The sequence below is a fragment of the Aquimarina sp. KJ22-3 genome, assembly GCF_055808215.1.
Map to the genome: position 1 here is coordinate 1,532,522 of NZ_CM147859.1, position 14,868 is coordinate 1,547,389.

At 43.5% G+C, this 14,868-nt stretch carries 2 protein-coding genes; both read left to right on the plus strand.

Features of this window, described 5'->3' with window-relative positions; genetic code table 11:
* Nucleotides 1-7 precede the first annotated feature (7 nt).
* Entirely contained in the window at nucleotides 8-13,831 is a 13,824-nt protein-coding gene (locus tag AC0L3Q_RS06675; RefSeq protein WP_473285859.1) for an Ig-like domain-containing protein, read from the plus strand.
* Nucleotides 13,832-13,881: 50 nt separating this feature from the next.
* The gene (locus AC0L3Q_RS06680; protein WP_473285860.1) at nucleotides 13,882-14,838 is read left to right on the plus strand and encodes a PorP/SprF family type IX secretion system membrane protein; all 957 of its coding nucleotides are present in this window, start codon (nucleotides 13,882-13,884) and stop codon (nucleotides 14,836-14,838) included.
* The last annotated feature ends 30 nt before the right edge of the window (nucleotides 14,839-14,868 follow it).

The following is a 14,868-nucleotide window of genomic DNA, read 5'->3' on the forward strand; positions in this document are numbered from 1 at the left end:
TCGTCATATGAAAAAAATTACCCAAGTCTATGGGTATGCCAATATTGTGCATGCCTTACATTTTGATTCTAACCGATTAAAGCGAAATAACCTGCTTAGGTTATATGTATTCTTCGTTTTTTCCCTATTTCTTTCACCGGCATCGTTTGCACAAACTGTAGATGCTAATTGGTGGAATGGTAGAGGATATCTTGTTGACTTTAGAACAGCTACACCTACCATAAGTTGTGGGTTAACTTCAGATGGAGCTTTCGAGGCTACCGCAACATGGAGTGATCCCTCAACTGGTAATCTCATATTCTATGTAGACGATGGTACGGTAAGAGATAACCTGGGGAATTTATATACTAATGGTACAGGACTTAACACCAACGGAACTCGTACACAGATGGCCTCTGTAATGCCGGTTCCAGGTACTAATGCTGATCAGATTTATATTATTCATAGTAATGGTAGAGATGAAGATCGAAATGGTACCGCTTTCTACTCTGTAGTAGATGTACCTTCTCAAACGGTAATTAGTAGTAATAATCTATTACTTAGTGATAACTCTGAAGCTATTTATGGGACTAATAATGGAAGCGCCTGTGGTGCTTGGATAGCTGCTATTTCTGTAGATGATAACACTTGTACTGCTGATTGTGCGGCTACATTAAATTTATGGGAGGTAGATGCTGACAATCCACTAACTCCAGCAAGAGGGAATAATCCGGATTTGACGATAGCTCTGCCACAAAACCTACCAAGACCAGGGGAAAGAGGATCTATACGCTTTTCTCCCCAAAATGATCGTATAGCTATTGCAATTGAAGGTGGATTTACCACCATTGATGGTGGGGTATATTATGCAAATTGGGATTCCTCTACAGGTGCGATAGGTGCATGGACAAAAGTGCCCATTTCTGCTACCGACGATACAGAAACAGGTTATAGTGTGGAGTTTTCTCCTGACGGATCAAGATTGTTTTTTGGACACCAAACTACAGCTACCTTCGATGGTCAATTTACAGGTTGGAACGGTTTATTATTCGTTCACGTAATTGGTGAAACAATTTCTACTGCATTAAACGGAAGTAATGTAGTTTCAGGGGTGCAACTTGGACCGGACGATAATTTATATATATCGGCAAGTGGCTTTAGTGCATTAAACTTTGTTAGCAATCCCGATACGGTAAGCTCTACAGTAGCACCGGTTTTTCAAAATATTCCTTTCCCTACATCATGTACTTCTACAGGAGTCACTCAAGGATTTAACTTCTCTCAGCAGATTGTATTCTTCGGAAATTGTCTGTCTGACACAGATAATGATGGTATTCTGGATGAAACTGATAATTGTGTCAATACACCTAATCCTGGCCAGGAAGATGCTGATTTTGATGGTATTGGAGATGTTTGTGATAATGATGCCGATAATGATGGAGTTCCAGATACTTCTGATGTTTGTCCTGGATTTGACGACAATTTGGATAACGATAATGATGATGTGCCAGATAATTGTGATTTGGATAATGATAATGACGGAATTTTAGATACGAATGAAATTATTTGCGCAACCAATGTTGAAGTAAATAGTTTGCCATACAATCCGGTAACCAATTTACAAACAGGAAATACCGGTACGCTTGCAGATTTGGCTGCAAATGCTGGTAATAGTATAGATTTAAATTATACATTAAGTGGTACAGCTACCTGGAATAGAGGTATCGAAATTGCTGATGAAGGAGGAGAGGTAGGAGCAAATACGCTTTTATTACAACCTAATAATGTTGGAGATGGTTCAGGATCTGCAACCTACGAATTTGTCTTTGACCAAGAATCAAGAATTAATAATATTACGTTTGGAGGATTAGATTTCGACGATCGTTTAGTCTTTACAGCCTTCGATGTGAATAACAATCCTATTCCCCTTACCACTGCCAATTTTACCACTGTAGGAAGTGTGAGTGCAGTAGGAAACGGATTTACCTATATTGGTACGCTTCAAAGTTTTGTGACAGCAAATTATGTTAATGAGGCAGTTAGTATTTCGGTACATCAGGCTGTGAAAAGATTAGTGGTTGTATCTGGTAAGGCAGATGTTGATAGCAATAATAATACCATTGAAGTGTACAATTTTTCATATTGTACGGCTTTAGATAGTGATAATGATAATATTCCAGATTACTTAGAAGTAGATAGTGATAATGATGGTTGTCCGGATGCTATAGAAGGAGGAGGAAGTTTTGTAGCCGCAAACCTGACTGGAGCTGATAACTTGGCAAACTCTGCAGCAGGGGTTAACGGAAGTGGTGTTCCTACCATTTCGGGGAGTCCACAAGCTACGGCTGCAGCAGTAACAAATAATGCTATAAGTGCTTGTGTGCCTGTAGCAGTGAATGATACACCTGCAGATGTAGCAGAAGATAGTGGAACGACCAACATAGCAGTATTAGGCAACGATAGCTTTGGAGGAGATGGTCCAAGTACCGGAACGATTAATGTGACTGCCATCCCAGCCGCAGTAGGAACTGCAGTAGTAAACAATGGAGGTACACCAAACGATCCAACCGATGATACGATTGACTTTACACCGGCCTTAGACTATAATGGTCCGGTAACGATCACCTATGAGATTGAAGATGCTGATGGAGATACGTCTAGTGCTACGGTTACTTTTGATGTCACCCCAGTAGACGATACCCCAACGGCAGTAAATGATACCCCTGCAGATGTCGCAGAAGATAGTGGAACGACTAACATAGCAGTATTAGGAAACGATAGCTTTGGAGGAGACGGTCCAAGTACCGGAACGATCAATGTAACGGCCATCCCAGCCGCAGTAGGAACTGCAGTAGTAAACAATGGAGGTACACCAAACGATCCGACCGATGATACGATTGACTTTACTCCAGCCTTAGACTATAATGGTCCGGTAACAATCACCTATGAGATCGAAGATGCTGACGGAGATACGGACACCGCAACGGTTACTTTCGATGTCACTCCAGTAGACGATACTCCAACGGCAGTAAATGATACTCCTGCCGATGTCGCAGAAGATAGTGGAACGACCAACATAGCGGTATTAGGCAACGATAGCTTTGGAGGAGATGGTCCAAGTACCGGCACGATCAATGTGACTGCCATCCCAGCTGCGGTAGGAACTGCAGTAGTGAACAATGGAGGTACACCAAACGATCCGACCGATGATACGATTGACTTTACACCGGCCTTAGACTATAATGGTCCGGTAACAATCACCTATGAGATTGAAGATGCTGATGGAGATACGGACACCGCAACGGTTACTTTCGATGTCACTCCAGTAGACGATACTCCAACGGCAGTAAATGATACCCCTGCAGATGTCGCAGAAGATAGTGGAACGACCAACATAGCGGTATTAGGAAACGATAGCTTTGGAGGAGATGGTCCAAGTACCGGAACGATCAATGTAACTGCCATCCCAGCCGCAGTAGGAACTGCTGTTGTCAATAATGGAGGTACACCAAACGATCCGACGGATGATACGATTGACTTTACACCGGCCTTAGACTATAATGGTCCGGTAACGATCACCTATGAGATTGAAGATGCTGACGGAGATACAGATACGGCTACCGTTACTTTTGATGTCACTCCAGTAGACGATACTCCAACGGCAGTAAATGATACCCCTGCAGATGTCGCAGAAGATAGTGGAACGACCAACATTGCAGTATTAGGAAACGATAGCTTTGGAGGAGACGGTCCAAGTACCGGAACGATCAATGTAACTGCCATCCCAGCTGCAGTAGGAACTGCAGTAGTGAACAATGGAGGTACACCAAACGATCCGACAGATGATACGATTGACTTTACACCGGCCTTAGACTATAATGGTCCGGTAACAATCACCTATGAGATTGAAGATGCTGATGGAGATACGGACACCGCTACGGTTACTTTTGATGTCACTCCAGTAGATGATACTCCAACGGCAGTAAATGATACACCTGCAGATGTCGCAGAAGATAGTGGAACGACCAACATAGCAGTATTAGGCAACGATAGCTTTGGAGGTGACGGTCCAAGTACCGGCACGATCAATGTAACTGCCATTCCAGCTGCGGTAGGAACTGCAGTAGTGAACAATGGAGGTACACCAAACGATCCGACTGATGATACGATTGACTTTACACCGGCCTTAGACTATAATGGTCCGGTAACAATCACCTATGAGATCGAAGATGCTGATGGAGATACCGATACGGCTACCGTTACTTTTGATGTCACTCCAGTAGACGATACGCCAACGGCTACTAATGATACACCTGCTGATGTAGCAGAAGATAGTGGAACGACCAACATTGCGGTATTAGGAAACGATAGCTTTGGAGGAGATGGTCCAAGTACCGGCACGATCAATGTGACTGCCATCCCTGCCGCAGTAGGAACTGCAGTAGTAAACAATGGAGGTACACCAAATGATCCGACCGATGATACGATTGACTTTACCCCAGCCTTAGACTATAATGGTCCGGTAACAATCACCTATGAGATCGAAGATGCTGATGGAGATACCGATACGGCTACCGTTACTTTTGATGTAACTCCAGTAGACGATACGCCAACGGCTACTAATGATACTCCTGCTGATGTAGCAGAAGATAGTGGAACGACCAACATTGCGGTATTAGGAAACGATAGCTTTGGAGGAGATGGTCCAAGTACCGGAACGATCAATGTAACTGCCATCCCTGCTGCGGTAGGAACTGCAGTAGTAAACAATGGAGGTACACCAAACGATCCGACCGATGATACGATTGACTTTACTCCAGCCTTAGACTATAATGGTCCGGTAACAATTACCTATGAGATCGAAGATGCTGATGGAGATACAGATACGGCTACGGTTACTTTCGATGTAACCCCAGTAGACGATACGCCAACAGCTACTAATGATACTCCTTCTGATGTAGCAGAAGATAGTGGAACAACCAACATAGCGGTATTAGGAAACGATAGCTTTGGAGGCGATGGTCCAAGTACCGGAACGATCAATGTGACTGCCATCCCAGCCGCAGTAGGAACTGCAGTAGTGAACAATGGAGGTACACCAAACGATCCGACTGATGATACGATTGACTTTACTCCAGCCTTAGACTATAATGGTCCGGTAACGATCACCTATGAGATTGAAGATGCTGATGGAGATACAGATACGGCTACGGTTACTTTTGATGTAACCCCAGTAGATGATACGCCAACGGCAGTAAATGATACCCCTGCAGATGTCGCAGAAGATAGTGGAACGACTAACATAGCGGTATTAGGCAACGATAGCTTTGGAGGTGATGGTCCAAGTACCGGAACGATCAATGTGACTGCCATTCCTGCCGCAGTAGGAACTGCAGTAGTGAACAATGGAGGTACACCAAACGATCCGACCGATGATACGATTGACTTTACACCGGCCTTAGACTATAATGGTCCGGTAACGATCACCTATGAGATTGAAGATGCTGATGGAGATACCGATACGGCTACGGTTACTTTTGATGTAACCCCAGTAGATGATACGCCAACAGCTACTAATGATACTCCTGCAGATGTCGCAGAAGATAGTGGAACGACCAACATAGCAGTATTAGGCAACGATAGCTTTGGAGGAGACGGTCCAAGTACCGGAACGATCAATGTAACGGCCATCCCAGCCGCAGTAGGAACTGCAGTAGTAAACAATGGAGGTACACCAAACGATCCGACCGATGATACGATTGACTTTACTCCAGCCTTAGACTATAATGGTCCGGTAACAATTACCTATGAGATTGAAGATGCTGATGGAGATACGGATACGGCTACGGTTACTTTTGATGTCACTCCGGTAGACGATACCCCAACGGCAGTAAATGATACCCCTGCAGATGTCGCAGAAGATAGTGGAACGACCAACATAGCAGTATTAGGAAACGATAGCTTTGGAGGAGATGGTCCAAGTACCGGAACGATTAATGTGACTGCCATCCCAGCTGCAGTAGGAACTGCAGTAGTAAACAATGGAGGTACACCAAACGATCCGACAGATGATACGATTGACTTTACTCCAGCCTTAGACTATAATGGTCCGGTAACAATCACCTATGAGATCGAAGATGCTGATGGAGATACGGACACCGCAACGGTTACTTTTGATGTAACCCCAGTAGATGATACTCCAACGGCAGTAAATGATACTCCTGCAGATGTCGCAGAAGATAGTGGAACGACCAACATAGCAGTATTAGGAAACGATAGCTTTGGAGGAGATGGTCCAAGTACCGGAACGATCAATGTAACTGCCATTCCAGCTGCGGTAGGAACTGCAGTAGTGAACAATGGAGGTACACCAAACGATCCGACCGATGATACGATCGACTTTACTCCAGCCTTAGACTATAATGGTCCGGTAACAATTACCTATGAGATCGAAGATGCTGATGGAGATACAGATACGGCTACCGTTACTTTTGATGTCACTCCGGTAGACGATACCCCAACGGCAGTAAATGATACCCCTGCAGATGTCGCAGAAGATAGTGGAACAACCAACATAGCAGTATTAGGAAACGATAGCTTTGGAGGAGATGGTCCAAGTACCGGAACGATCAATGTAACTGCCATCCCTGCTGCGGTAGGAACTGCAGTAGTGAACAATGGAGGTACACCAAACGATCCGACCGATGATACGATTGACTTTACACCGGCCTTAGACTATAATGGTCCGGTAACAATCACCTATGAGATCGAAGATGCTGATGGAGATACGTCTAGTGCTACAGTTACTTTTGATGTAACTCCAGTAGATGATACGCCAACGGCTACTAATGATACACCTGCTGATGTAGCAGAAGATAGTGGAACGACTAACATAGCGGTATTAGGAAACGATAGCTTTGGAGGAGACGGTCCAAGTACCGGAACGATCAATGTGACTGCCATCCCAGCCGCAGTAGGAACTGCAGTAGTCAATAATGGAGGTACACCAAATGATCCGACGGATGATACGATTGACTTTACACCAGCCTTAGACTATAATGGTCCGGTAACGATCACCTATGAGATCGAAGATGCTGACGGAGATACCGATACAGCAACGGTTACTTTTGATGTCACTCCAGTAGATGATACGCCAACGGCTACTAATGATACACCTGCTGATGTAGCAGAAGATAGTGGAACGACTAACATAGCGGTATTAGGAAACGATAGCTTTGGAGGAGATGGTCCAAGTACCGGAACGATCAATGTAACTGCCATCCCTGCTGCGGTAGGAACTGCAGTAGTGAACAATGGAGGTACACCAAACGATCCGACCGATGATACGATTGACTTTACACCGGCCTTAGACTATAATGGTCCGGTAACAATCACCTATGAGATCGAAGATGCTGATGGAGATACGTCTAGTGCTACAGTTACTTTTGATGTAACTCCAGTAGATGATACGCCAACGGCTACTAATGATACACCTGCTGATGTAGCAGAAGATAGTGGAACGACTAACATAGCGGTATTAGGAAACGATAGCTTTGGAGGAGACGGTCCAAGTACCGGAACGATCAATGTGACTGCCATCCCAGCCGCAGTAGGAACTGCAGTAGTCAATAATGGAGGTACACCAAATGATCCGACGGATGATACGATTGACTTTACACCAGCCTTAGACTATAATGGTCCGGTAACGATCACCTATGAGATCGAAGATGCTGACGGAGATACCGATACAGCAACGGTTACTTTTGATGTCACTCCAGTAGATGATACGCCAACGGCTACTAATGATACACCTGCTGATGTAGCAGAAGATAGTGGAACGACTAACATAGCGGTATTAGGAAACGATAGCTTTGGAGGAGACGGTCCAAGTACCGGAACGATCAATGTAACTGCCATCCCAGCTGCAGTAGGAACTGCAGTAGTGAACAATGGAGGTACACCAAATGATCCGACAGATGATACGATTGACTTTACACCAGCCTTAGACTATAATGGTCCGGTAACGATCACCTATGAGATCGAAGATGCTGACGGAGATACGTCTAGTGCTACGGTTACTTTCGATGTAACCCCAGTAGACGATACCCCAACGGCAGTAAATGATACTCCTTCTGATGTAGCAGAAGATAGTGGAACGACCAACATTGCAGTATTAGGAAACGATAGCTTTGGAGGAGATGGTCCAAGTACCGGAACGATCAATGTGACTGCCATCCCAGCCGCAGTAGGAACTGCAGTTGTCAATAATGGAGGTACACCAAACGATCCGACCGATGATACGATTGACTTTACACCGGCCTTAGACTATAATGGTCCGGTAACAATCACCTATGAGATCGAAGATGCTGATGGAGATACGTCTAGTGCTACAGTTACTTTTGATGTAACTCCAGTAGATGATACGCCAACGGCTACTAATGATACACCTGCTGATGTAGCAGAAGATAGTGGAACGACTAACATAGCGGTATTAGGAAACGATAGCTTTGGAGGAGACGGTCCAAGTACCGGAACGATCAATGTGACTGCCATCCCAGCCGCAGTAGGAACTGCAGTAGTCAATAATGGAGGTACACCAAATGATCCGACGGATGATACGATTGACTTTACACCAGCCTTAGACTATAATGGTCCGGTAACGATCACCTATGAGATCGAAGATGCTGACGGAGATACCGATACAGCAACGGTTACTTTTGATGTCACTCCAGTAGATGATACGCCAACGGCTACTAATGATACACCTGCTGATGTAGCAGAAGATAGTGGAACGACTAACATAGCGGTATTAGGAAACGATAGCTTTGGAGGAGACGGTCCAAGTACCGGAACGATCAATGTAACTGCCATTCCAGCTGCAGTAGGAACTGCAGTAGTGAACAATGGAGGTACACCAAATGATCCGACAGATGATACGATTGACTTTACACCAGCCTTAGACTATAATGGTCCGGTAACGATCACCTATGAGATCGAAGATGCTGACGGAGATACGTCTAGTGCTACGGTTACTTTCGATGTAACCCCAGTAGACGATACCCCAACGGCAGTAAATGATACTCCTTCTGATGTAGCAGAAGATAGTGGAACGACCAACATTGCAGTATTAGGAAACGATAGCTTTGGAGGAGATGGTCCAAGTACCGGAACGATCAATGTGACTGCCATCCCAGCCGCAGTAGGAACTGCAGTTGTCAATAATGGAGGTACACCAAACGATCCGACCGATGATACGATTGACTTTACACCAGCCTTAGACTATAATGGTCCGGTAACAATCACCTATGAGATCGAAGATGCTGATGGAGATACGTCTAGTGCTACGGTTACCTTCGATGTCACTCCAGTAGACGATACTCCAACGGCAGTAAATGATACTCCTGCAGATGTCGCAGAAGATAGTGGAACAACCAACATAGCAGTATTAGGAAACGATAGCTTTGGAGGAGACGGTCCAAGTACAGGAACCATCAATGTAACTGCCATCCCTGCTGCGGTAGGAACTGCAGTAGTGAACAATGGAGGTACACCAAACGATCCGACCGATGATACGATTGACTTTACACCGGCCTTAGACTATAATGGTCCGGTAACAATTACCTATGAGATCGAAGATGCTGATGGAGATACGTCTAGTGCTACAGTTACTTTTGATGTAACTCCAGTAGATGATACCCCAACGGCAGTCAATGATACTCCTGCAGATGTCGCAGAAGATAGTGGAACAACCAACATTGCCGTATTAGGAAACGATAGCTTTGGAGGAGACGGTCCAAGTACCGGCACGATCAATGTGACTGCCATCCCAGCTGCGGTAGGAACTGCAGTAGTAAACAATGGAGGTACACCAAACGATCCGACGGATGATACGATTGACTTTACTCCAGCCTTAGACTATAATGGTCCGGTAACAATTACCTATGAGATCGAAGATGCTGATGGAGATACGTCTAGTGCTACGGTTACTTTCGATGTCACTCCAGTAGATGATACCCCAACGGCTACTAATGATACACCTGCTGATGTAGCAGAAGATAGTGGAACGACCAACATAGCAGTATTAGGCAACGATAGCTTTGGAGGAGACGGTCCAAGTACCGGAACGATCAATGTAACTGCCATTCCTGCCGCAGTAGGAACTGCAGTTGTAAACAATGGAGGTACACCAAATGATCCGACCGATGATACGATTGACTTTACACCGGCCTTAGACTATAATGGTCCGGTAACAATCACCTATGAGATCGAAGATGCTGACGGAGATACGGACACCGCAACGGTTACTTTCGATGTAACTCCAGTAGACGATACTCCAACGGCAGTAAATGATACACCTGCAGATGTCGCAGAAGATAGTGGAACGACCAACATAGCGGTATTAGGAAACGATAGCTTTGGAGGAGACGGTCCAAGTACCGGAACGATTAATGTAACTGCCATTCCAGCTGCGGTAGGAACTGCAGTAGTAAACAATGGAGGTACACCAAATGATCCAACAGATGATACGATTGACTTTACTCCAGCCTTAGACTATAATGGTCCGGTAACAATCACCTATGAGATCGAAGATGCTGATGGAGATACGTCTAGTGCTACAGTTACTTTTGATGTAACTCCAGTAGATGATACGCCAACGGCTACTAATGATACACCTGCTGATGTAGCAGAAGATAGTGGAACGACTAACATAGCGGTATTAGGAAACGATAGCTTTGGAGGAGACGGTCCAAGTACCGGAACGATCAATGTGACTGCCATCCCAGCCGCAGTAGGAACTGCAGTAGTCAATAATGGAGGTACACCAAATGATCCGACGGATGATACGATTGACTTTACACCAGCCTTAGACTATAATGGTCCGGTAACGATCACCTATGAGATCGAAGATGCTGACGGAGATACCGATACAGCAACGGTTACTTTTGATGTCACTCCAGTAGATGATACGCCAACGGCTACTAATGATACACCTGCTGATGTAGCAGAAGATAGTGGAACGACTAACATAGCGGTATTAGGAAACGATAGCTTTGGAGGAGACGGTCCAAGTACCGGAACGATCAATGTAACTGCCATTCCAGCTGCAGTAGGAACTGCAGTAGTGAACAATGGAGGTACACCAAATGATCCGACAGATGATACGATTGACTTTACACCAGCCTTAGACTATAATGGTCCGGTAACGATCACCTATGAGATCGAAGATGCTGACGGAGATACGTCTAGTGCTACGGTTACTTTCGATGTAACCCCAGTAGACGATACCCCAACGGCAGTAAATGATACTCCTTCTGATGTAGCAGAAGATAGTGGAACGACCAACATTGCAGTATTAGGCAACGATAGCTTTGGAGGAGATGGTCCAAGTACCGGAACGATCAATGTGACTGCCATCCCAGCCGCAGTAGGAACTGCAGTAGTGAACAATGGAGGTACACCAAACGATCCGACCGATGATACGATCGACTTTACTCCAGCCTTAGACTATAATGGTCCGGTAACAATCACCTATGAGATTGAAGATGCTGATGGAGATACGTCTAGTGCTACGGTTACCTTCGATGTCACTCCAGTAGATGATACTCCAACAGCTACAGATGATAATTTGACAGTAGATGAAGATAGTACAGCAGGCGTAGCGAATCAGATAGATGTATCGACCAATGATAATATTGGCGGTGATGGAGGAGATGGTGATGACTTTGCTATAGCAACAGGTCCTACTAATGGTACAGTTGTAGAAGTTAGCGATGGTGTCTTCGAATATGTTCCAAATGTTGGATTTAGTGGTACAGATAGCTTTACATATACGATTACTGATGTGGATGGTAGTACGGCTACAGCAACCGTTAATGTAACTGTAAATGATACGGGTGATCCGTTAGCGGTAAATGATACTGCTACTACAACGGAAGATACTCCAGTTACTACAGGTAATGTATTAACAAACGATACAGTTATAGATAATGCCACAATTACTGCATTCGATGCTATCAGTACCAATGGAGGTGCGGTAGTGAATAATGGAGATGGTACATTTACCTATACACCACCAGTTGGATTTGTTGGAGATGATACGTTTACGTATACGCTTTGTGATGATGATACACCAGCAAGCTGTTCTACAGCGACAGTTACAGTTACTGTAACAGATGAAGGAGATCCAGTAGCTGTAGACGATACATTTACTACAATCGAAGATACTCCGGTAACTACAGGTAATGTGTTGGATAATGATACAGTTATAGATGATGCTACAATAACTGCATTCGACGCTACTAGTACCAATGGAGGTACGGTAGTGAATAATGGAGATGGTACATTTACCTATACACCACCAGTTGGATTTGTTGGAGATGATACATTTACGTATACGCTTTGTGATGATGATACACCACCAAGTTGTTCTACAGCAACAGTAACGGTAACTGTAACAGATGAAGGAGATCCAATTGCTGTGGATGATACGGTTACTACAATTGAAGATACTCCGGTAACTACAGGTAATGTGTTGGATAATGATACTGTTGTTGATGATGCTACAATAACTGCATTTGACGCTACCAGTACCAATGGAGGTACGGTAGTAAATAATGGAGATGGAACGTTTACCTACACTCCACCACCAGGGTTTTTAGGAGATGATACGTTTACGTATACCCTTTGTGATGATGATACGCCACCAAGTTGTTCTACAGCAACGGTTACGGCAACAGTAATTGAAGCTCCTGCTCCGTCATTAGTTTTAGTAAAAATTGCAGAAGTAAACGGTGCACAAGTTGGAGATGAAATCACCTATACATTTACGGTGACAAATACTGGAAATACCGTAATTGATAATATAATGGTAGATGATCCATTAACTGGAAGCGTGAATTTAGCGATTAATCCGTCGACATTAGCACCGGGAGAAGAAGGGACAGCTTCTGCTACATACGTACTTACCCAAGCCGATATCAATCTTGGTGAAGTAATGAATAGTGCTACTGTTATTGGACAAGATCCAATAGGAAACGATGTAATGGATATTTCTGATAGTGGAGATGAATTAGTAGATGAAGATGGAGACGGTGATCCAACAAACGACCCTACAATTACTCAAATAGAACAATTGCCTAATTTGGCATTGACTAAGCTAGGGATATATGTAGATACCAATAATGATGGATTGCTTAATACAGGAGATGAAATTCAATATACGTTCACAGTTACCAATACAGGTAATGTAGATATAACTAATATTACTTTATCAGATCCTTTACCTGGTATTGTAATTAATGGTGGACCAATTGATCTGTTAGTAGGGGAAACTGATGAAAGTAGTTTTACTGCAGTGTACACTCTTACCGAAGATGATATATTTGCTGGAAGAGTGGAGAACCAAGCTACTGTAACAGGGCAAGATCCTAACGGAGAAGATATCACAGATCTCTCAGATGATCCTTTAGAGGATATCAATGTAGATCTTGATAATGATGGTGATTTTGAAGATGTAACCATTACCATTTTAGATATTCGAGATTCTGAAATAGAAATTTTCACGGGATTGAGTCCTAATGGAGATGGAATCAATGATGAATTCAGAATTGTTGGATTGCAGAATTTCCCAAGAAATAATCTCCAGATATTCAACCGTTGGGGAGTGAAGGTTTTTGATCAGGATGGATACGAACAACCGGGAGTGAGATTCTTTGTTGGAATTAGTGAAGGTAGAACCACAATAAGTAAGAATAGAGAGTTACCTGTGGGAACATATTACTATGTTTTAAGGTTCGAAGATTCTGAAGGTATTACCAGATCAAGAGCAGGATACTTATATATAAATAGATAATAATTTAGAATAACATATATTTGTTATACCCTAAATCAAATAAAATATCGATGAATAGACCATTATTAATAATTGTGCTAGCATTTCTAACACTATGCATTGAACAAGTTCAAGGGCAGCAGGATGCACAGTATACGCAGTATATGTACAATACGATTAGTGTAAATCCGGCTTATGCTGGTAGTCGAGGCGTTTTGAGTGTTATGGGTCTTCACCGTAGCCAATGGGTTGGATTGGATGGAGCTCCGCGTACTCAAACCTTAACTTTGAATACTCCTATTGGAGATTCAGAACGTTTGGGATTAGGACTCTCTATTGTCAACGATGAGATCGGTCCTACCGATGAGACCTTTATAGGAGTTGATTTTTCATATACGATTCCTACCTCTGAGTATGGAAAGCTGAGTTTTGGATTGAAAGGAGGTGCTCATTTGTTGAATGTTGATTTTCAGGAATTGACTCAGTTCAATCAAAACGATGCTTTGTTTGAGAATAATATTGATAATAAATTTAGTCCTCAGGTAGGAATTGGAGTGTATTATCACACCGATAAGTTTTATTTGGGACTTAGTGCTCCTAATTTGTTAGAGACGGATCATTTTGATGAGAGTACTACAAGTAGTTCTAGTGAAGCGGTTAGTTTTTTGGCCGAGGAGCGTATCAATTACTATTTGATAGCGGGCCATGTTTTCAATATTACGGATGACCTCAAATTTAAACCAGCATTATTGAGTAAATTAGTTTTTGGAGCACCGTTACAGGTTGATGTTTCAGCGAACTTTTTGTTATATGAGCGTTTAACTTTGGGAGTTGCTTATCGCTGGAGTGCTGCAGTGACGGGTCAGGTTGCTTTCCAGATTTCGGATTCGATGATGATTGGTTTTGCTTATGATAGAGAGACGACCGAGTTGGGGCAATCGCAGTTCAATGATGGGAGTTATGAGGTGATGTTACGCTTTGAGTTGTTTAAGAAATACAATAGAATGCTGACTCCAAGATTCTTTTAATAGTAGAGATATTATAACCTAACCATTGAT

Excerpts from the sequence above, each read along its gene's own strand:
- AC0L3Q_RS06675 (WP_473285859.1), top strand. The coding sequence starts at position 8 with ATGAAAAAAATTACCCAAGTCTATGGGTATGCCAATATTGTGCATGCC.
- AC0L3Q_RS06680 (WP_473285860.1), top strand. The coding sequence starts at position 13,882 with ATGAATAGACCATTATTAATAATTGTGCTAGCATTTCTAACACTATGC.